At 70.1% G+C, this 20,565-nt stretch carries 19 protein-coding genes; 10 read left to right on the plus strand and 9 right to left on the minus strand.

Annotation, left to right across the window (positions count from 1 at the left end; translation table 11 throughout):
- Positions 1-8: 8 nt before the first annotated feature.
- Together ptsP and SYV04_RS21970 are read right to left on the minus strand one after the other, a co-directional pair.
- Positions 9-2,528, minus strand: coding sequence for a phosphoenolpyruvate--protein phosphotransferase (gene ptsP / locus SYV04_RS21965; protein WP_321547815.1), 2,520 nt, complete (start codon positions 2,526-2,528; stop codon positions 9-11).
- Positions 2,516-3,433: an N-acetylmuramic acid 6-phosphate etherase gene (locus tag SYV04_RS21970; RefSeq protein WP_321547816.1), complete on the minus strand. Its 918-nt coding sequence runs from the start codon at positions 3,431-3,433 to the stop codon at positions 2,516-2,518. The genes ptsP and SYV04_RS21970 overlap by 13 nt, the downstream gene beginning before the upstream one ends.
- A gap of 271 nt (positions 3,434-3,704) precedes the next feature.
- Between SYV04_RS21970 and SYV04_RS21975 the strand changes: the two genes are divergently transcribed.
- The 4 genes from SYV04_RS21975 to SYV04_RS21990 are packed head-to-tail and all read left to right on the plus strand — an operon-like array spanning position 3,705 to position 8,037.
- Entirely contained in the window at positions 3,705-4,496 is a 792-nt protein-coding gene (locus tag SYV04_RS21975; protein WP_321547817.1) for a GntR family transcriptional regulator, read from the plus strand.
- On the plus strand, positions 4,493-5,533 hold the full coding sequence (locus tag SYV04_RS21980) for an SIS domain-containing protein (RefSeq protein ID WP_321547818.1): 1,041 nt from the start codon (positions 4,493-4,495) through the stop codon (positions 5,531-5,533). Before SYV04_RS21975 ends, SYV04_RS21980 begins: the two co-directional genes overlap by 4 nt.
- On the plus strand, positions 5,533-6,696 hold the full coding sequence (gene nagA, locus SYV04_RS21985; RefSeq protein ID WP_321547819.1) for an N-acetylglucosamine-6-phosphate deacetylase: 1,164 nt from the start codon (positions 5,533-5,535) through the stop codon (positions 6,694-6,696). The genes SYV04_RS21980 and nagA overlap by 1 nt, the downstream gene beginning before the upstream one ends.
- 54 nt (positions 6,697-6,750) lie before the next feature.
- A complete protein-coding gene (locus tag SYV04_RS21990; protein ID WP_321547820.1) occupies positions 6,751-8,037 on the plus strand; it encodes a pyridoxal phosphate-dependent aminotransferase in 1,287 nt (428 codons plus the stop codon).
- On the opposite strand, the gene SYV04_RS21995 is transcribed toward SYV04_RS21990, so the two are convergent.
- Positions 8,034-9,122, minus strand: coding sequence for a D-TA family PLP-dependent enzyme (locus SYV04_RS21995; protein ID WP_321547821.1), 1,089 nt, complete (start codon positions 9,120-9,122; stop codon positions 8,034-8,036). The two genes, SYV04_RS21990 and SYV04_RS21995, sit on opposite strands and share 4 nt — an antisense overlap.
- A 52-nt stretch (positions 9,123-9,174) precedes the next feature.
- On the opposite strand from SYV04_RS21995, the gene SYV04_RS22000 reads away from it, so the two are divergent.
- Together SYV04_RS22000 and SYV04_RS22005 are read left to right on the plus strand one after the other, a co-directional pair.
- Positions 9,175-10,410, plus strand: coding sequence for an MFS transporter (locus tag SYV04_RS22000; RefSeq protein WP_321547822.1), 1,236 nt, complete (start codon positions 9,175-9,177; stop codon positions 10,408-10,410).
- 118 nt (positions 10,411-10,528) lie between these two features.
- On the plus strand, positions 10,529-10,945 hold the full coding sequence (locus tag SYV04_RS22005; protein WP_321547823.1) for a hypothetical protein: 417 nt from the start codon (positions 10,529-10,531) through the stop codon (positions 10,943-10,945).
- Here the strand turns inward: SYV04_RS22005 and SYV04_RS22010 are convergent, their stop codons facing one another.
- From SYV04_RS22010 to SYV04_RS22030, 5 genes are all read right to left on the minus strand, one after another.
- Complete coding sequence (locus tag SYV04_RS22010) at positions 10,946-11,341, minus strand: hypothetical protein (protein ID WP_321547824.1); 396 nt, start codon at positions 11,339-11,341, stop codon at positions 10,946-10,948.
- 13 nt (positions 11,342-11,354) lie between these two features.
- The gene (locus tag SYV04_RS22015) at positions 11,355-12,509 is read right to left on the minus strand and encodes a zinc-dependent alcohol dehydrogenase (protein WP_321547825.1); all 1,155 of its coding nucleotides are present in this window, start codon (positions 12,507-12,509) and stop codon (positions 11,355-11,357) included.
- 151 nt (positions 12,510-12,660) lie between these two features.
- Complete coding sequence (locus SYV04_RS22020) at positions 12,661-13,329, minus strand: DNA-3-methyladenine glycosylase family protein (protein ID WP_321547826.1); 669 nt, start codon at positions 13,327-13,329, stop codon at positions 12,661-12,663.
- Between the two features lie 56 nt (positions 13,330-13,385).
- Complete coding sequence (locus SYV04_RS22025; protein ID WP_321547827.1) at positions 13,386-13,874, minus strand: hemerythrin domain-containing protein; 489 nt, start codon at positions 13,872-13,874, stop codon at positions 13,386-13,388.
- On the minus strand, positions 13,871-15,421 hold the full coding sequence (locus SYV04_RS22030) for an FAD-dependent oxidoreductase (protein WP_321547828.1): 1,551 nt from the start codon (positions 15,419-15,421) through the stop codon (positions 13,871-13,873). The genes SYV04_RS22025 and SYV04_RS22030 overlap by 4 nt, the downstream gene beginning before the upstream one ends.
- 217 nt (positions 15,422-15,638) lie before the next feature.
- Between SYV04_RS22030 and SYV04_RS22035 the strand changes: the two genes are divergently transcribed.
- From SYV04_RS22035 to SYV04_RS22050, 4 genes are read left to right on the plus strand one after another with little or no spacing between them, the layout of a single operon-like run.
- Positions 15,639-15,848 carry a hypothetical protein gene (locus SYV04_RS22035; RefSeq protein WP_321547829.1) on the plus strand — a complete coding sequence of 70 codons (210 nt, stop codon included), beginning with the start codon at positions 15,639-15,641 and terminating at the stop codon, positions 15,846-15,848.
- A gap of 4 nt (positions 15,849-15,852) precedes the next feature.
- Positions 15,853-17,541, plus strand: a complete 1,689-nt coding sequence (locus SYV04_RS22040; protein ID WP_321547830.1) for a PAS domain-containing sensor histidine kinase — start codon at positions 15,853-15,855, stop codon at positions 17,539-17,541.
- Complete coding sequence (locus SYV04_RS22045; RefSeq protein ID WP_321547831.1) at positions 17,538-17,951, plus strand: response regulator; 414 nt, start codon at positions 17,538-17,540, stop codon at positions 17,949-17,951. Before SYV04_RS22040 ends, SYV04_RS22045 begins: the two co-directional genes overlap by 4 nt.
- Before the next feature lie 11 nt (positions 17,952-17,962).
- Positions 17,963-18,799 carry a GvpL/GvpF family gas vesicle protein gene (locus SYV04_RS22050; RefSeq protein ID WP_321547832.1) on the plus strand — a complete coding sequence of 279 codons (837 nt, stop codon included), beginning with the start codon at positions 17,963-17,965 and terminating at the stop codon, positions 18,797-18,799.
- On the opposite strand, the gene SYV04_RS22055 is transcribed toward SYV04_RS22050, so the two are convergent.
- Complete coding sequence (locus SYV04_RS22055) at positions 18,791-20,557, minus strand: carboxypeptidase-like regulatory domain-containing protein (RefSeq protein ID WP_321547833.1); 1,767 nt, start codon at positions 20,555-20,557, stop codon at positions 18,791-18,793. The two genes, SYV04_RS22050 and SYV04_RS22055, sit on opposite strands and share 9 nt — an antisense overlap.
- Between the last annotated feature and the right edge of the window lie 8 nt (positions 20,558-20,565).

Consider the following 20,565-nt stretch of genomic DNA (forward strand, 5'->3'; position numbering starts at 1 on the left):
GGCAAGCCTCACAGGCCCGGCCAGGTGCTCTTCACCAGAGCACGTACGTCGTCGCCGCTTTCGAGTTCCAACGCCTTGCGCGCCACGTCCTCGCACTGCGCGGAGGTGAGCGTCCGGATGAAGGCCTTGAGGTCCGGCACCACGGCCGGGGTCGCCGACAGCTCCGTGACGCCCAGGCCGATGAGCAGCGGCGCCGCCAGCGCCTCCGAGGCGATGCCACCGCACACCGCCACCGGGCGCCCGTGCTTGCGCGCTCCCGCCACCGTCTGGGCCACCAGCCGCAGGACGCCCGGGTGCAGGCTGTCGAGCCGCGCCGCCACGTACGGGTTGCCGCGATCCATGGCGAGCGCGTACTGGGTGAGATCGTTGGTGCCGATGGAGAGGAAGTCGCACTCGGCGGCCAGCCTGTCCGCCTGGACGGCGGCGACCGGCACTTCGATCATCGCGCCCAGCTCGATGGTGCGGGTGATGCCCAGCGCCTGGCGCTCCGCCTCGATCATGGCGCGCACCATGCGCAGCTCGGACACGCTGGCGATCATCGGGACGAGGATGCGGCAGACGCCCGCGGGCTTGACTCGCAGGATGGCGCGCAACTGCGTGCGCAGGACTTCGGGGTGCTGCAGCGCGATTCGCACGCCGCGCAGGCCCAGGACCGGGTTCTCCTCGCGCGGCAGTGGCAGGTAGGCCAGCGGCTTGTCGCCGCCCACGTCGATCGTCCGGATGACCACCGGCCGGCCCCGCAGGGTGTCGGCGATCTCCTGGTACTGCGCGAGCTGCTCGGCCTCGCTGGGCGCGGTCGAGCGCTCCAGGAACAGGAACTCGGTGCGCAGCAGGCCACAGCCCTCGGCGCCCTTCGCCATGGCCGAGGCCGCGTCTCCGGGGCGGCCCAGGTTGGCGAAGACCTCGATGCGGACGTTGTCCGCCGTGCGGCACTCCTCGTGCGCCGTGGCCAGGTTGGCTTCCTGGCGCGCCGCGGCGGCGCGGCGGGTGGCGTCACGCACCTCGGCGGGAGGGAAGACGTGAACCTCTCCGCGATTGCCGTCCACGATCAGCGGCGCGCCGTGGGGCACTCGGAGCGCCGCGTCGCCCATGGCCACCACCGCCGGGATGCCCATGCCCGAGGCCAGGATGGCGACATGAGAGGTGGGGCCACCCCGCGCCATGCAGAGGCCGGCCAGGCGCCCAGCGGGAATCGCCGCCAGCTCGGAGGGCAGCAGCTCGTCGGCGACCAGGATGGCGTCCGGCGGCAGCTCGGCCGGCACGCGCGAGCCGCCTCGGCCCGTCAGCTGGGAGATGACGCGACGCTCGATGTCGCGCAGATCTCCGATGCGCTCCGCCAGGAGGGGATCATTGAGCTCGTGCAGCACCTGGGCGTGCCGCGCCACGGCCTTCCGCCACGCCCACGCCGCGCCGCGCCCAGCGGCAATCTCGCGATGCGCCGCCTCGGTGAGCTCCGGGTCCTCGAGCAGGGCTAGGTGCGCGCGGAAGATCTCCGTCTTCGCCGCCTCCCCTGCTCCCTCCCGGGAGACCAGGGCCTCGATATCCCGGCCCACGCTGGCGAGGGCGTCGGCGAGGCGCTGGGTCTCGGCCTGGATGCCCTGGCCGTCCATGGGCAGCTCCGCCGACTCTTCGAGCACCCGGACGGCATTCCCTACCCCCACTCCCGGGGCCGCGATGGTGCCCTTGAGGAGGACTTCCTGGTCCGGGGTGAAGTGCTGGGGAGCCGTCACCTCGGCGGGGACCTCGGGCTGCTCGGCGATCGGTTGGACGGGGTCTCCGAGCCCGCTGATGACCAGCTCCATCAACTCCTGGGCCACCCGCTCGGCCTGCTCGCCCTGCACGGTGAGCGTCAGCATGTCGCCGTGACGCGCCCCGAGCCCCATGAGCGAGACGACGCTCTTGGCGTTGGCGCTGCGGCCCTTGTTGACGATGCTCACGGAGCCCGCGTGGAGCTTGGCGTGCCGGGCCAGGGCCGCGGCGGGACGGGCGTGGAGCCCGTGGGGAATCAGCAGACGGACGCGCCGCTCCGCCTTCTCGTCTCCCGCTGTTTCCTGGACCGCCGACGAAGACTCGCCCGCGACCGCCAGCAACAGCTCCCCGACGGCGACCTCGCGGTCCTGCACCCGGTTGGTGACCGTGTGGGCCTCGCCGTTGACCACCACCATGGCGGTCAGGAGGCTGCGCGCCTTTCGGGCCAACAGGTCCATGTCGAAGCTGATCAACGGATCGCCGGCACGGACGCGCTGTCCCTCTTGAACTCGAACCGTGAAGCCCTCGCCCCGCAGGCTCACCGTGTCGATGCCAATGTGGAGGAGGATCTCCGCCCCCGTCACCGCCCGAAGCGTGCAGGCATGGCGGGCCCCATGCACCGAGACGACGACGCCATCACAGGGCGCCCGAAGCTCGGCCGACGTCGGGTCGACCGCGATGCCATCGCCGACCATCCGCTGGGCGAACGCGGGGTCGGGGACTTCTTCCAGCCGCGTCGCCCAACCGGCGACGGGCGAGCCAAGCGTTAGCGTGGACATGGGCCGCGTCCCCCTTTGTTCGTTACGCTCGAAAGAGCGACGCGCAGGTTTCCCCTGGCGCGCTTCAGGGCGGCGTCGGCCTCCGCCTCGGAGGCACCCGCCAGCCCGAGCACCGCGCGCTGGATATCGCCGTGCCGCTCGAAGGCCTTGGCGGCGACCTCCTCGCCGACCCCCGCGATGCGCGAGACCATTGACACACAGCGCTGACGCAGCTTCGCGTTCTCCGGCCGCACGTTGCACATCAGGTTGTCGAAGACGTACCCGAGCTGGACCATGACGGTCGTCGAGAACAGGTTGAGCACCACCTTCTGCGCCGTCCCCGCGCCGAGCCGCGTGGAGCCCGCGATGACCTCCGCCCCCGTCTGGACGACCACGGCGTGCTCCGCGGCCCGGACCAGCGGAGAGTCCGCGAGGCTGGAGATGGCCACCGTCAAGGCGCCATGGCGCCGCGCCTCATCGACGATTCCCACCGTGAAGGCGCTATGCCCGCCGGCGGAGACCCCCAACACCACATCCGAAGGACCCGGCCGGACGTCTCGAACCCGGGAGCGGCCCGCGCCCTCGTCGTCCTCGGCCCCACCATCGAGCCCGCGTGCCAGATCGAGCCCTCCCGCCAGCAGGATGCTGAGACGCGCCGAGGGCCAACCAAAGGTGGGCCCCAGCTCACTGGCGTCCAGCGCCGCGAGCATTCCGGAGGACCCCGCGCCGGCGTAGACCAGTCGCCCGTTGCCCGAGGACAGCCGCTCGACCGCCGCGTCCACGCCCCGCTCCAGCATCGGCAACGCCGGCAGGCACGCAGCCGTCGCGCGGGATTGGCTGCTCCACAGCGTCTCGAGGACCTCTCCGGTGCCCCAGGTATCCAGCCCCTGGAATCGTCGAGCAGCTCCTTCCGTGTCTCTGGCCATGAGCCCTCCCTTCACGGCAGACTGGTATTAGAGTGGACTGGTACTAGATACCAGTTTGACTAGCGCTTTCAAAGCGGTTTTTGGCGATTTTCTGAAATCCCCGTCAGCCCGGGCGTGAGGAGTCTTCAAAAAGCCGAATCAATCTGGTCACTTAACGCGTCACGCCATTGTGACCTGGGGCCTGGGTGGTTCAGCCGGTGGTGTTAGAGTGGTATTCTGGTTTTGAAATGGTATTATATTGGTCGCGAGTCGCACGGAGGACCCAGACCCCATGTCGAACCACCTGAGCGCAGCCGATTCCTTCGACAAGGCCGCGCTTTCGAGCGACTTGCCGCTCCCGCTCTATCTCCAACTGGCGCGGTACCTGCGGGGGCTGATCGCCAGCGGCAAGTTCGGCCATCAGGACGCGCTGCCCAGCGAGCGGGAGCTGGCCGAGCGCCTGGGCGTCTCTCGGGTCACGGTACGCAAGGCGCTGCGAGAGCTGTTGGACGAGGGGCTGCTGCAACAGCGCCAGGGCGCTGGCACCTTCGTGAATCGGGGCCCCTACGTCGAGCAGCGCCTGTCCACCTTGACCAGCTTCTCCGATGACATGAGCTCGCGCGGGCTCTCCGCGGGCTCGCTGTGGCTGCACCGCCAGGTGACGATCGCCTCTCCCGAGGAGACCCTGGCCCTGGGGCTCAGCCCGGGCGCCACGGTCAGCCGCATGCAGCGCCTGCGCACGGCGAACGACACGCCCATGGCGCTGGAGCTCGCGGTGGTCCCTACCCGCTTCGTGCCCGATCCCTCCGAGGTGAAGGGCTCGCTGTATGACGTGCTGCGACGCCGGGGCTGCACGCCGTTCCGCGCCCTCCAGCGTCTGACCGCCATCAAGTTGCAGGCCGAGCAGGCCGAGCAGCTGGGGGTGCCGGAAGGGGCCCCGGCCCTCTACATCGAGCGCCGCACCATGCTCGAGGATGGCACCCCGGTGGAGTTCGTCCGCTCGCACTACCGAGGGGATGCCTACGACTTCGTCGTGGAGCTGAACCTGGCCGGAGGCAGCCGCGTCCAGGAGGTGGGCTCGTGAACACCGACACCCAGGCCGTGCCCGCCATGGCGCGCGAGGCCACGCAGGCCGCGGAGGCCGCTCGGCGGCAGATCCGAGACTACGGGGCCGCTTTCGCCGAGCTCGGAGAGCGCCTGCGCCGCCGGCCGCCGCGCTTCATCGTCACCTGCGCGCGGGGCAGCTCCGACCATGCGGCCAGCTATGGCAAGTACCTGCTCGAGACCACGCTGGGGCGCGCCGTGGCCTCCATGGGGCCGAGCGTGGCGTCGGTCTACAACACCCAGGACATCGACCTGAGGGACGCGCTCTTCATCGCCGTCTCCCAGTCCGGCCGCAGCCCGGATCTCCTGCGGCTGACGGAGAGGGCCCACGCTGGGGGCGCCCTGGTCGTCGGCTTCATCAACAACGTGCAGTCTCCCCTCTTCGAGCTGTGCGACATCGGCCTGCCGCTCTGCGCGGGGCCCGAGGAGAGCGTCGCCGCCACGAAGTCCTATCTCACCTCGGGGCTGGCGTTCCTCCAGCTCGTGGCGCACTGGTCTCAGGCGGGAGCACTCCGCGAGGCCGTCTCGGCGTTGCCCGAGTCGCTGGAGGCGGCGCGCGCGCTCGACTGGTGGCCGGCGCTCGAGCCGCTCGTCGATGCGCGCAGCCTGTTCGTCATCGGGCGCGGCATCGGGCTCGGCGCGGCCCTGGAGATGGCGCTGAAGTTCAAGGAGACCAGCCGGCTTCACGCCGAGGCCTTCAGCACCGCGGAGGTGCTCCACGGCCCGCTCGCCCTGGTCGGTCCGGGCTTCCCCATCCTGGCCCTGGCCCAGGAGGACAGCTCGGCCGAGAGCACGCGCCACGTCGTCCATCGGCTCGTGCAGTTGGGGGCGGACGTCCACTCGGTGCTCCCCGTGCCGGGCAGCAAGCCGCTGCCCACGGTGCCGGGCGTGCCGCACGCGATCGCGCCGCTGTGTCAGGTCCAGAGCTTCTACATGGCGGTGCATCGGCTGGCGGTGGCGCGCAAGCTCAACCCCGACATGCCCGCGCACCTGCGAAAGGTGACGGAGACAGTGTGATGACACGGGTCTTGACGGGGGCGCGCCTCTTCGACGGCGACCGATTGCTCGACGGCTACGGCGTCGTGGTGGACGGTGAGCGCATCACCGCCGTGCTGCCCACGAAGGACGCTCCGGCCCAGGCACAGGTCGTTCGACTGCCCGAGGGCGCGCTGCTGGCCCCAGGCTTCCTCGACGTTCAAGCCAACGGCGCGGGCGGGGTCCTGTTCAACGACACCCCCACCCCCGAAGCGGCGCTCGCCGTGGCGGCGGCGCTGCGGCGCACGGGGACGACTGGCCTGTTGCCCACCTTCATCACCGATGAGCAGACCCGGATGCGCCAGGCCTGCGAGGCCGCGCTGGAGGCGATGGCTCGGCCCGCCAGCGGTGTGCTCGGCATCCACCTGGAAGGCCCGTTCATCAGCGGTGAGCGGCCCGGCGTTCATGATCCGCGCTTCATCCGCGCGCCGGATGCCCGGGACCTCGAGTATCTGACGGCGCTGCCCAAGCGCCTGGCCAGCAAGGCGGGCCGCCTGTTGATGACCGTGGCGCCGGAGGGGGTCGAGGATGGCTTGCTCCGGCGACTCGCCTCGGCGGGGGTGATCCTCTCGGCGGGCCACACGGCGGCGACCTATGAGCGGACGAGCGAGGCCCTCGCGGCCGGCGTTCGGGGCTTCACCCACCTGTTCAACGCCATGCCGCCGGTGCTCAACCGCCAGCCGGGGCCCATCCTGGCCGCCCTCGACAACGACGAGGCGTGGTGCAGCATCATCGCCGATGGCTTCCACGTCCATCCGGCCGCGCTGCGCCTGCTCCTGAAGGTCAAGCCTCGGGGCAAGGTCATCCTGATCACCGACGCCATGCCGCCGGTCGGCGTCGAGGCCACCTCGTTCACGCTCTATGGCCGCACCATTCTGCGCGACGGCGGCCGACTGGTGACCGAGAACGGGACGCTGGCCGGCGCCGACATCGACATGGCGGCGTCGGTGCGCAACTGCATCCGCCTGCTGGGGCTCTCCCTGGAGGAGAGCCTGCGCATGGCGTCGCTCTACCCCGCGTCCTACCTCGGTCTGGACGGCCAGCTGGGCCGGCTGGCACCGGGCTATCGCGCCGACCTCACGCTGCTCGGGCCGGAGCTCACGGTCCTCGCCACCTGGGTGTCCGGCCAGGAGCAGTGGTACTGAAACGCCGCGCAAGAGAGAGGCGCGCGGGCCCAGGCTCCGCTAGCTTGCGCCTCCGTGAGCGACGAATCCACGATTCCAGCATTCCGTTCCGTGCCCCGCACGGGCGTCATCTACGTCACCACCGAAGCGGGCCGCCGGGGCTACCGGCCGGGAGACCCGGAGTGGTGCAACCTGGGCCAGGGACAGCCGGAGACGGGTGACCTGCCCGGCGCTCCGCCGCGGGTGGGCAAGGTCCCCGTCGACGTGGCGGACCTGGAGTACGCCCCCGTCGCGGGACTCTGGGAGGCGCGCGAGGCCATCGCCGGCCTCTACAACCGCCTCTACCGGCGCGGCATGCCCAGCCAGTACAGCGCCGAGAACGTGAGCCTGTCGGGCGGCGGGCGCACCTCCCTCACCCGCGCGGCGGCGAGCCTGGGCGCGGTGAACCTGGGCCACTTCCTCCCGGACTACACCGCCTATGAGGAGCTGCTGGACGTCTTCAAGGCGTTCACCTCCATCCCCATCCTCCTGGAGGGCGAGCGCGGCTACGCCTTCACCCACGAGGACCTGCGGCGCGAGGTGCAGGGGCGTGGCCTGTCCGCCCTGCTCTTCTCCAACCCGTGCAACCCCACCGGCAAGCTGGTGCAGGGAGACGAGCTGGCGCGCTGGGTGGGGGTGGCCCGCGAGCAGGAGTGCGTGCTCCTCATCGACGAGTTCTACTCGCACTACATCTGGACGGGGCGCCCCGGGCACCTCCCCGTGGAGAGCGCCACGCGCTACGTGGAGGACGTGAACAAGGACCCGGTGGTCGTCTTCGACGGCCTGACGAAGAACTGGCGCTACCCGGGCTGGCGGATGACGTGGACGGTGGGGCCGCGCCAGGTCATCGAGGCGGTCTCCAGCGCCGGCAGCTTCCTGGATGGTGGCGGTAGCCGCCCCCTGCAGCGTGCCGCGCTGCCGCTCCTGGAGGAGCAGCACGTGGTGGAGGAGACGCAGGCCATCCACACCGCCTTCCGCGAGAAGCGGGCGAAGTTCCACTCGCGGCTGGAGCGGCTCGGCATCCGCACGGACCGGCCGCCGGATGGGACGTTCTATGTCTGGGGCAACCTGGCCGGGCTGCCGCCGCCGCTCAATGACGGCATGGGCTTCTTCCGGGCCGCGCTGGAGCAGAAGATCATCTGCGTGCCGGGTGAGTTCTTCGACGTGAACCCGGGCAAGCGGCGCGCCCGCTCCTCGCGCTTCCGCACCTACGTGCGCCTGTCCTTCGGACCCTCGATGGAGGTGCTGGACAAGGCCCTCGATCGACTGGAGGCCCTGGTGCTGCACTACAGCCGCCACCCCGAGGCCCCCGCTCCCCGCTAGGCTTGCCGCTCGGGGGTGCCCCACCCCCGGGCCGCGACGGGCCACGCGCGCTCCACCTCGCCCCCGCGTACGGCCCAGAGCCGCTCATGCAGGTTCACCGAGGCGCAGACGTGGTTGGGCACCACCCGCACGCGGTCCCCCACGCGGGGCCGCCACTCGGTCTCCGTGAGGTCCAGCAGGCCATGCTCCTCGGAGAGGCCTCGCACCACCACCTCCGGCCACTCCAGCAGCACCCCGTAGCCTCCGCCCGGCGCGAACCCCTCCTCCTTCGCCAGCGCCTTGGAGCCCGCGTCGATGACGGCCTGCCCGGGCACGGCGGTGCTCACCACGGTGGCCAGCACCGAGTAGGCCCACTCGTCCCAGCCACAGGCCCCCACGCTCGCCGTGTTGCGGTCGTTGAAGATGTTGATGCCCGGGCGGATCTCCGTCAGCCCCACCACCTCGTGCGAGCGCCAGAGCGTGGGCGTGGAACCGCCACTCACGACCTCGGGCCGCAGGTCGGCGCGCGTCAGCTCTCCCACCACCTCGCCCAGCTCCGTCGAGAGCGCTTTCAACGCGGCGTCCTGGTCCCCCAGCAGGGCGCGCACATGCCCGGGGTAGAAGGTGATGCCGCGATATTCGAGCGCCTCCGAGGCCTGGATGGCCCGCGCCAGCACGAGGGCCTCTTGGGGCGTCTGCACGCCGACCCGGCGCATCCCCAGGTCCAGCTCCACCAGCACGCCCACCTTCCGCCCCGCCTCCCGCGCCGCGGCGTTCAGCCCCTGGAGCGCCTCGCGCGAGTCGAGCCCCACCGAGAGCCGGACACGCGGTGGAAGCCTCATCAGCCGGGCGAGCCGGGCGGTGCCCACGGGCGGATATGCCAGGAAGATGTCATCGGCGACCGAGGCCATCACCTCGGCTTCGTGCGGTGTCGCCACCGTGACACCCGAGGCCCCCGCCTGGAGCTGGAGCGCCGTGAGCTCCGGCACCTTGTGCGTCTTCGTATGGGGGCGCCACTTCAGGCCATATTGGTCCGCGTACGCGTGTACGCGCCGCAGGTTGGCCTCCACCCGCTCCATGTCCACGAGCGCGGCGGGCGTCTCCAAAGATTCCAGTGATGGCCTCTCCATAGATGGTCCACGATAATGCGCCTTCCGCGTGAAGATCTCCCCTTCCAAGCTCGGACTGCTCGGCACGCTCTACTTCGTGCAGGGCATGCCCTATGGATTCCAGGCCGGTGCCCTGGCCGCGTACGCGCGCTCCCATGGCATGTCCCTCAAGGCCATCGGCTTCCTGAGCGCGCTCTACCTGCCCTGGCTCCTCAAGCCCCTGTGGGCCCCCCTCGTGGAGCGCTACGGCTCGGAGCGCATCGGCGCGCGCAAGTCGTGGATCCTCCCCATGCAGGCGGGCATCGCCCTGGCCTGTCTCACCGCCTCCTTCTTCCCTGGCCGGGAGAACATCCTGCCCCTGCTGGGGCTCGTCTTCCTGATGAACCTCTTCGCCGCCACGCAGGACATCGCCGTGGATGGGCTCGCGGTGGACCTGCTCCATGGGGAGGGCCTCGGCTGGGGCAACGCGGTGCAGGTGGTGGGCTACAAGCTGGGCAGCCTCACCGGAGGCGGGCTGCTCATCTGGGCCAGCGAGTACATCGGCTGGCGGGGCATCTTCATCGCCATGGCGGTGCTCGCGGCGGCGGGGATGGCCATCACCCTGGCCGCGCATGAGCCTCCCCGCGCGGCTTCAGGGGGAGCCGTGCGGATGGAGTGGCGGGAAATCTTCGGCCGGATGAAGAGCGCCATGCTCCTGCCCGGCGCGGGCTGGATGCTGCTCTTCATCGGCACCTACAAGCTCGGCGAGTCCCTCTCGGATGCGCTCTACAAGGCCTTCCTCGTCGACTCGGGCTTCACCCTCGTCCAGGTCGGCAAGTGGTCGGGCACCTGGGGCACCGTGGCCTCCTTGAGCGGCTCCATCCTGGGAGGGCTGCTGGCCACCCGAATTCCCCTGCTGGGGGCCGTGTTCGTCACCGCCACCCTGCGGGTGTTTCCGCTGCTCGGCCGGTGGGTGCTCGCGCTCGCTGTCCCAACGCAAGAGGCCATCATCGGCGTCACCCTGGCCGAGGAGTTCTTCGGCGGCGCCCTCACCACCGCGATGTTCGCCTTCATGATGTCGCGCGTGGACCGGCGCATTGGCGCCGCCCACTACACGCTGCTCGCGGGCATCGAGCTGCTCGGAAAAATGCCCGCCGGCCCCGTCGCCGGAATCCTCGCCGACGACGCGGGCTGGAGCTACGCCCAGGTGTTCCTCCTGGGCACGGTGCTGTCGGTCGCCTTCCTCCTCCTGCTCATCCCGCTGCGGCAGCCCCGCCCGCCCGCCAGCCCGCCAGCCACGCCCTGAGTCGAGGGGATGGGCAAGAACCCACCCATGAGGTAGGGTGAGCCTCCCACTACCGGAGGCATCTGATGGCCCGTCCCTCTCGCTCTCCCGCGCTCGGCCCCGCCGTGGACCGTCGGCCATGATGCGCCGGCTCGCCCTCGCCGTGGTCCTCGCCGGGGCCCTGTTCCTCGTGTTGCTCCCCAAGCGGACCCTGGATGGCTTCCAGGAGGCCGCGCCCCCCGTCCTGGATGAGCGGGGAGACATGAACGGGGCGCCCCTCATGCTGAGCGTTCTGCCACCGAGCCCGGTGGTGGGCTTCGAGCCGCTCCCCGTCCTGGGGCGCGGAGCAGTCCCCGAGCTGCCCGACCCGGTGCCGCGAGGGCGCAAGCGCGCTCCCTGCACCCGGCGGGGCGAGGTGGAGCTCCACGGCAGTTGCTGGGTCCCCGTCGGGACGGAGAAGGCGCCCTGCGGCGCCGACTGGTACGAGCATGAGGGGCGCTGCTACGTGCCCACCATGCCCCCCGAGCGCCCTCCCGCCGAAGGTTCGCCGCGCTGATCAGCGCCGGATGCGCTTGAAGATCACGCCTCCCGTGACGAGAACCGCCGCAGCGGCAAGGCCGAATGGAAGGGCCCTCCGCAACTGGTGCTCCCACGAGTCCACCCGGTCCGCCATGAGCAGCATCATCCAGTGCCGCACCCAGTGGTCCGGGTAGCGGTAGGCCACCGTGCGCAGCACGCCGCTGAGGGCCTTGGGCGGCGCCGCCGTGCCGAACACGGGCGGCATCTGCTTACGGCCGCCGTGTTTGTGGACCACCGGCACCTCGGCCACCTGCGGCTCGATGGGCGACTGCGAACCCGGCAGCGGGTGCGGCGTCATCTCCATCGGGATTCCCGGACGATTCGCGGGGTCCGCGTCCGCGCCCCAACCTCGGATGTTCTCTGGATTCTCCATGACCGTCTCCTTGTCAGGCGCTCGCGCCGTTGGGGGTGAGCACGCACTTCACGCAGCCGTCCCGCTTCTGGGCGAACAGGTGGTAGGCGTGGGGCGCATCCTCCAGCGGGAAGCGGTGGGTGATGATGCCCTTGGTGTCGATGCGCCCGGCCCGGATGTGCTCGAGCAGGTGCGGCATGTACCGGCGCACGTTGCACTGGTTCATCCGCAGCGTGAGCCCCTTGTTCATCGCCGTGCCGATCGGCACCAGGTTCCACGGCGGGCCGTACACGCCGATGATCGACACGGTGCCCCCCTTGCGCACGGTGGAGATGCACCAGTTGAGCGCCGTGGGTGAGCCCGCCTCCATCTTCAGGCCCAGGCCCAGCAGGTTGTGCATCTTCGAGCCGTCGGCCTCCATGCCCACCGCGTCGACGCACGAGTCGGGGCCGCGCCCGCCGCACAGCTCCCGGAGGTGCATCACCACGTCATCCACCTCCTTGAAGTTCACCGTCTCCACCTTCGCGTACTGCTCGGCGAAGGCCAGCCGGTAGGGCACGTGGTCCACGCCGATGACGCGCTTGGCGCCCATCAGCCACGCCGACTGCATGGCGAACAGCCCCACCGGGCCACAGCCGAACACCACCACCGTGTCCCCCGGCCGGATCTGCGCCATCTCCGCGCCCTGGTAGCCGGTGGGCAGGATGTCGCTGAGGAAGAGCACCGACTCGTCATCCATGTCGTCCGGAATCTTCATCGGCCCCACGTCCGCGAACGGCACGCGCACGTACTGGGCCTGGCCCCCCTCGAAGCCGCCCGTGGTGTGCGAATAGCCGTACACGCCGCTGGCCACGTCGCTGGCGGGGTTGGAGCTCTCGCACAGCGCCGTCAGCCCTCGCTGGCAGTAGAAGCACGCCCCGCAGGAGATGTTGAAGGGCACCACCACGCGGTCACCCTTGCGCAGCTGCTTCACCTCGTGGCCCACCTCCTCCACCACGCCAGTGAACTCGTGTCCGAAGGTGCAGCCAATCCGGGTGTCCGCGATGAGGCCGTGCAGCAGGTGGAGGTCCGAGCCACAGATCGCCGAGCGAGTCACCTTCAGCACGACGTCCTGCCCATGCTCGATGTGAGGATCCGGCTTGTTCTCCACTTTGACCCGGTAGGGGCCCTGGTACGTCAATGCGCGCATAAGGTTTCCACTCCTTTGGCCTTAAAGGGTGAGGACCCACCGCGCACGGAGCAACGAGGCCAGGGGTCTCCCCCCCTGGGCACGAGGGCATCCAGGCAGGCAACCCCTGGTTGGGATTCCCTGTGGCGCACCTCGAGCGGCGTGCAATGGCTCAGGACTCGGGGAGATCCAACGAGCGCCAGAGGTACCAGCTCGCCACCGTGCGCCAGGGACGCCAGCGCTCGCCGTATGCCAGCACTTCGCGGGGGCGTGGTGACTCCGGCAGGCCCATCAGCCGCATGAAGCCCTTGCGAATGGCGTAGTCGTCCACCGGCAGCACATCCGGGCGGCCCAGCCGGAAGATGAGGAGCATCTCCACCGTCCACTGGCCGATGCCGCGCACGAGGGTGAAGCGCTCGATGAGCTCCTCGTCACCGAGGCGGTGTACCTCGGCCAGCGAAGGCACCGCGCCCTCCCGCGTCTTCTGCGCCAGGTCCTTCAGCGCCGCGGCCTTGGCGCCCGACAGGCCCACCTCGCGCAGGGAGGTGTCCGGCAGGGCCAGCAGCGCCTCGGGCTTGAACCGCTTCCCCTCCCCCACCCGCTCGCTCAGCCGGGCGAAGATGGAGGCCGCCGCGCGACCGTGGAGCTGTTGGTAGACGATGGACTCGGCCAGCGCCGCGAAGGGGCTGTGCAGGGGCTTGAGCTGAAGCTTCAGAGGCCCCACCCGCCGCATCAGCGCCGCCAGGGCCGGATCAGCTCGCGCCAGGGCTCTGCGGGCCGAGGGAGTGAAGGCCTCGGGGAGCAGCGGGACGGGATTCACGACGCGAGGGGCGGCAGGCATGGTCGAGCCATGCTGCCACCCCCGCGCGCGGACTGCACGTCAGTTCAGTCAGCTCATCAGATGGGGGCCGCGGTGTCCGTCTGCATGGGCACCTCGTTGCGCGGCTCGGCCTCCATCAGCTCGTCGAACTCCGCCTTCATCTGGACGCCGAGCGCCAGCAGCTGGTCCTCCGAGAGGATCTTCTTCACGTCCTTGAAGAGCTCCTTCTCCTCCTCCTCCACGTGGTGCTCGACGTTCTCCATCAGCACCTTCATCTTCGCGTCGAAGTTCTCGTCGCTGGGCTCCATGTCCAGCAGGTCCGCGATGAGGCGCTTGACGGCCAGGTGCTCCTCCACCGCCTCCAGCAGCTGGTCCTCCGTGCGGGCGGACTTCGAGGCGGGATAGAAGTACTGCTCCTCGATGGTGGCATGAGCAGAGAGCCGGTCGGCGATCTGGATGAAGAGCTCCCGGCGCTCCTCGTCGGCGCTGTCAGCGAGCTTCTCGTACCGCTTGAAGAGCTTGTTGACCTCGTCGTGCTGTTCCTTGAGCAGTTCGATGGCGTTCATCGTTCGTCTCCGTCGCTGGGTTGTGCCTCAGTTGCCTCCGGCGCCAATCGCCGGGAGGCGAGATCCTTCACCGCGGGTCCGTTGAGCACCTTGCCCGTGGGGCTGTAGCGAGCGCCATGGCAGGGGCAGTCCCATGAGCGCTCAGCGTTGTTCCAATGCACGTGGCACCCGAGGTGCGTACACACTGGGGACACGGCGTGGCAGGCGCCACCTGTCTCTCGGTACACCGCCACCTTCTGCCCATCCACCTCGAGGATCTTCCCCTCGCCCGGGGCCACCTCGGACAGCTTGCGCGCGTCGGGCCGGCTCAGCCGGTCGGCCACGAAGCGGAAGGCCACGTCCGCGTTCTCCTGGATGAAGTCCTTGGCGCCCGCCTTCACCTTCACGCGCGTGGCGTCGTAGAGCGCCGCGTACGGGTTCTGCCGCCCGAGGATCAGATCCGTGAGGATCATCCCCGCCAGCGTCCCCCACGTCATGCCCGTGCCGGAGAAGCCCGTGGCCACCCACGTGTGCCGCGAGGCGCTGTTGCGGCCGATGTACGCCAGCCCATCCGCCGGCTCGATGACCTGCCCGGACCAGCGGTGGCTGATGGGGCCCACGGGGAAGCGCCGCTGCGTGTACGCCTCCAGCGCCTGGAAGTGCTTGTCCGTGTCCTCCTCGGAGCCCACCTTGTGGTCCTCGCCACCGACGATGAGGTGGTCCACGCCGTCGATCCGCTGCGTGCGGATGTAGTGGTACGGATCCTGGCTGTCGTAATAGAGGCCCGCCTCCAGCGGGCGCTCCAGCGGCGCCGCCACCGCATAGGTGCGGTACGGGTAGAGCTTGGTGTGGAGGAAGACCCGGTTGAGCGGCGTCGTCGTCGCCTCCACCACGTCCTCGGCGATGATCGTGCCGTGGTCCGTCACCACCCGGCAGGGCACCCCATCGCGGATCTCCACCGCCCGCGTCTCCTCGAAGATGTGGCAGCCGTCGCCCACGAGCCGCTCGGCCAGCGCCAGCAGGTACTGGCGCGGATGGAACAGGGCCTGATCCTCCAGCCGCAGCGCGCCCTTCACCGGGTACGGCAGCGGCACGTCCTCCACGAACCGGGCGAGCAGCCCCACCTCCTTGGCCGCCTCGACCTCCTCGCGCAGCTCGCGCAGCTCGCTCTCCGTCTCCGCGTAGCGGAACAGGGGCACGCGCTGGAAGCCGCAGTCGATGCCCAGCTCCTCGATGATCGACGCGATCTGCTCGATGGAGGCCCGGCTGGAGGCCGCCGCCATGCGCGCCCCCTTCTCCCCGAAGTCCGACAGGAGCGTGGAATACGGCGTGTCCAGCAGCTCCGTGAGGTGGGCTGTCGTCTGCCCCGTCTGCCCCGTGAGCAGCCGGTTCATCTCCACCACCGCCACCCTCTTGCCGGCCCGCTTCAGGAGCCAGGCCGTGGTGAGCCCCGCGATTCCGCCCCCAATCACCACCACGTCGACCGTCATGTCCCCTGGCAACACTCCGAAGCTCCGGCCCGGAGCGCTCGTCGTCCAGAGAGACTTGTGGATCCGCTCATCCGTCATGGACCAAACCTAGGAATGCCCCACCCACCTGGTAAACCAGCAGGCCCAGCTCGCATGCCCGGCTGCCCTCCCTTCGCGCCCCGGGCGGTGTATGCGAGGCAACAGAGCCCCTTCCGGGGTGTTGGCAATTCGCGGACTTCGGTCGAAACCCTGGGGCTCTGGGGGAGGTCCGCGCTATGAAAGGAAGCTGCGGCCCTCTCACGCCCAGGAGTGCAGGATGCCTGTCGCCCGAAACCCTGGAAACACGAGCATCGTCGACATCCTGGACCGGGTCCTGGATCAGGGGATCCGGTTCGAGGCCTGGCCGCGATCGGCCCTGCTGACGCCTCGGCCGCCGGCGGGCGGGGTCCGCTTCACCGTCCAAGCCGTGGAGACGCACCTGGAGCACCCCACGAACTCGCCTGGAAAGACAGGAACCGGAGCGTAGCGCCTTGTCGTCCGCCGCCCCTCTGCCGCCCCCTTCCACGCCTGGAACCGAGGAGCTCCCCGAGTCGGGCTCCCTGCCCCCGGGCCACGAGCGCGCCCTGCTCCTGCGCCTGCTCGACGCGGTGGCGGACCCCATCCTCTTCACCAACCCAGAGGGTCAGCTGCTCATGGCCAACGCGCGCGCGCGCCAGCTGCTCGTGGCCGGCGCCCAGGCCTCCGAGGGCCTTCGCCGCGCGGTGGAGCTCAACCAGCGCCTCTTCCTCGCCGCGCTCGCCAGCTCCGCCACCGGCGCCGCCTCCAGCGTGCGCCGCAGGGACCTGGCCCTGGTGGAGCCCGTGGAGGGCACGGACCTGCTCTTCGAGCTGGTCATCACCCCGGCGCACGAGCCAGAGGCCCCCTCCGGCATGGTGTGCGTGCTGCGCAACGTGACGGACCTGGGCCGCGCCACCCGCGCCCTGGGCGAGAGCTACCGCCGGCTCCGGGCCTCCGAGCAGGAGGCGCGCTCGGAGCGGCTGCGCCTCGATCTGATCCTCGACTCGGTGGCCGACCCCATCATCCTCACCGACCCCACGGGCGTCACGGTGCTGATGAACGACCCCGCCGAGCGGCTCTTCGCCGTGCCGCCCGAGTCCGGCGAGGCCACGCTGCGGCGCGCGCGCACCAACGACGCGCACTTCTCCTCGTTCCTCTCCCACCTGCTGTCGCCCGGCGGCTCGCGGCGCTGGCGCGGCGAGCTGGCCCTGCTGGAGCCCGCCAGCGGCGCCTCGCTGCCCATGGAGGCGGTGGCCAGCAAGGTGCTGTCGGACACCGGGGAGACGGTCTCCATCGTCACCCTGATGCACGACAGGACCGAGGCGCGGGAGAAGGCACGGCTGCTGGAGCAGATCCGCGCGGCCTCCACCGAGCTGGAGGCCAAGGTGCATTCGGCCACCGCGGAGCTGGCCGAGCAGAACGAGAAGCTGCGGCGGCAGGCGCTGCAGCTCGAGCAGGCCAGCGCCGCCAAGTCGCAGTTCCTGGCCAACATGTCCCACGAGTTCCGCACGCCGCTCAACGCCATCCTCGGCTACACCAACATGCTGCTGCAGGGCGTCTCGGGGGAGATGACGCCGCAGCAGAAGCGCAACCTGCAGCGCATCGACTCCAACGGCCACCACCTGCTGCAGGTCATCAACGAGATCCTCGACATCACCCGCATCGAGGCGGGGCGGATGCCGCTGAACCTGTCGGACTTCGAGGTGCCGGAGCTGCTCCAGGAGGTGGTGGCGGAGCTGGATCCGATCGTCGCCCGGACCCAGTTGGAGGTGGGCACCGAGCTGTCGCCGCAGCTGCCGGCCCTGCACACCGACCGGCAGAAGGTGAAGCAGATCGTCCTCAACCTGCTGTCCAACGCGCTGAAGTTCACGCACGAGGGCTCGGTGCAGGTGATCGCCGACTATCAAGTGGCCACCTCCACGGTGAGCATCTCCGTGAAGGACAGCGGCATCGGCATCGCTCCGGAGCACCAGGAGAAGATCTTCGAGGACTTCCAACAGGTGGATAGCTCGCCCACGCGAGCCTACGGCGGCACGGGCCTGGGCCTGTCCATCTGTCGGCGCCTGGCGGCGATGATGGGCGGTCGCGTCACCGTCCAGAGCACGCTGGGAGAGGGCTCCACCTTCACGCTGCACCTACCGCGACGCACGAGGCGTACATGACGAACTCTTCAGCGGGAGGCGACAAGCCGCTCGTGCTGGTGGTCGACGACTACCAGGACGCGAGAGAGATGTATGCGGAGTACCTGGAGTTCTCCGGCTTCCGGGTGGCGGAGGCGACGAACGGCGCCGAGGCGATCGACAAGGCCTTCGAGCTGCGGCCGGACATCATCCTGATGGACCTGTCGCTGCCCATCATCGACGGGTGGGAGGCCACGCGCCGGCTCAAGGGTGACGAGCGCACGAAGGCCATCCCCGTAGTGGCGCTCACCGGACACGCGCTGAATGATCAGCCCGGCGGGGCAAAGGGCATGGGCTACGACTCCTTCGTCATCAAGCCCTGTCTGCCGGATGCGCTGGTGGAGGAGGTCAAGCGGGTGCTGGCGGCACAAAAGGCCACCGGGACGCAGTGAGGACGCCTCCGATGAGCGAGCAGCCCGAGCCAACCCCCTCGGCGCCCACGCCGGTGGCCATCCCCGAACCCCGCCCCTTCTCCGAGCCGCAGGCGGGAGTGGCCTCCGCGCGAGGGGTGTACGTCTATGGGGTGTATCGCACGCAGAAGGAGCTGAGCTTTGGCGCCATCGGCCTGGGTACGCCCCCGGCGCGGGTGGGCACGGTGTGTCACCGCGAGCTGGGCGCCGTGGTCTCCGACGGCCCCGCGGGCGTGCCGGACCCGACGCGGGACAACGTGCTGGCCCACCAGCGCGTTCAGGAGGTGGTGCTGGATGAGCACACCCTGCTGCCCATGGCCTTCGGCATCACCTTGCGCACCCGCGACGAAGTGGTGGAGCTGCTGCGCTCCGCTTATGACGCCTTCGACGGGGTGCTCCAGCGCCTGGAGGGCCATGTCGAGCTGGGCCTGAAGGTGCTCTGGGACCGAGACCGGGTGGCTCGGGACGTGGAGGCGAAAGAGCCAGAGCTGGGAAGCCACAAGGAGGAGCCCCCTGGCAGCCCCGGCCGCGTGGAGTACGAGCGGCGGATGGAAGAGGCGCTGCGGCAACGGGCGGAGCGGGACGCGCAGGCGCTCGTGGACACGCTGAGGCCCATGGCCACGGCGGCGCGCGTGGTGAGCCCCCTGGGCGAGCGGATGATCCTCAACGCCGCGTTCCTGGTGTCCCGCGAGCGGGAGGCCGCCTTCGACGCGAAGGTGCGTGCCCTGGCCGCGCGCTTCGAGCTGCTCACCTTCCAGTTCACCGGGCCGTGGGCGCCCTACCACTTCGTGGACATCCGCCTGCGGCTGGAGCACCTCACCTCACCGTGAGAGCGGCGTGAGCTTCGCGGGGATCTCCACCTGAAGGGTCTGCTCCTGCTCGCCCATGGTGAGCGGGACGCGGAAGGCACCCTCCTCCCCCATCAGCACCACCAGGGTGTACACGCCCGGGCCAATGTCCTCGAAGCGCAGACCGCCCTCTTCCCGGCGGCCCGCCCGGTACCCACCGCTCTCGGGGATGTGCGCCCCCGTGGGGAGGAAGCCCGCGCGGGCGGCCTTTCCGATGTTGACCTGGCTGGGGAGGTCTCCCACGAAGAGCAGGGCGCCGTAGGGCTTCTTCGCGCCCTGGAAGCGCACGTGGAGCGGGGACACGACCGCGGGCTCGAGGAAGTCCACTTGCGGGGAGACCTTGGGGTCCATCCACATCAGCCGGTAGTGATAGAAGCGCGGCAGGGGCGGCGTGTAGACCAAGAGCTGGACCGAGCAGAGCCCTCCCGCGAGGCCCTGGGGGATGTGGAACTCGCCTCCGGGCTGGAGCTGCATCTGCTCACTGCCGCCCGCCTCACAGTGTGCCTGCACGCTTCCCATCTGGGGTTGCCCCTTGGCGTTCAGCACCTTGCCGCTCACCCCGATGCCAGCCTCCAGCGCGACCTGGAGCTCGGTCTGCCGCTTGTCCAGGTGGGCCCGCTTGGAGAGGAAGCTCTGGTTCTCAATACTCAGGTCGAGCGGCCTGGCCGGATACTCCGTGAGCTCCGCCCAGCCGTCGGGGCCATGTCGGAATACGCGGCCCGACCCCTCCTCCTCCGTCGCTTCCACGGTGATCATGGCATGGGGCAGCGTCGCGCCATTCCGCTCGTCGGTGACGCGCACCTTCCGCAGCAGCTCAGGCTCCATCCGGAGCTTGCCCATGTCGACATCCTTCTCCGGCTCGACGGTGATGGTGCGATAGAGCCGGGCCATGCCGGGCGCGGAGAAGCACATGCGCCGCGGGCCCACCTCGCAGGCGGGGAGATCGAAGCGCCCATCGGGCGAGGAGGACGTGTACCCACCGCAGCCGGGCAGCAGATCCGCCACGGGAGAGCCGTCCTGTTTCACCACGCTCCCGAACACCCTCCCACAGCTCTTCATCCGCACGGTGATCGGCTCGTCGCCCGGTCTGACCGCTCGGTCGGACTCCGTGGTGATGAACCCATAGGCGCTCACCTCCAGCCGGTAGGGCATGTCCGGCACGCCCTTGAACTCGAAGCGCCCGAAGTCGTCGGCGGTCTCCTCGGTGCTCGGACCGTGCTCGGGCGCCTCGGGAAGACGGGCGCCCGGCTCTACCTTGAGCTTCACCCGCGCCTGCTTCACCGGAGCCCCCCTCTTGTCCACCACCACGCCGGAGAGGGTGCGCAGGGTCTTCAGCTTCAGCTCCACGCCATCGCGGTCCTTCCGGAGGGGCACGGAGAGCGACGCATCGGCGGCGACCTTGCGCCCAGGCCCCGGGGCCTCGACCGCCGCGTAGAGCGAGTAGACGGCGGGAGGCAGCTGCTCCAGCAGGAACCGTCCGTCACCGTCGGTCTTCCCCTGGCGGCCTCGGGTGCCAGGAAAGCCACAATCGATGGGGGGCCCCTCGGGCAGCGCGCTGTCGCAGATCGCCACCACGAGGGCAGCGCGCGCGGGCTTGCCATTCGGGTCGAGTACGCGACCGCTGATGCGCAGCAGCGGCTCGGCGCCCTGAGCCGCCAGTGGCAGCGCCATAAACAGCAGGGCCAGCGCGACACCGAAGGCGCGCTGGCGCCGGGACTGCTCGAGCGGCAAGGTTCGCATGGCCCGCC

The organism is Hyalangium ruber, from assembly GCF_034259325.1.
In the GTDB taxonomy this organism is placed as follows: domain Bacteria; phylum Myxococcota; class Myxococcia; order Myxococcales; family Myxococcaceae; genus Hyalangium_A; species Hyalangium_A rubrum.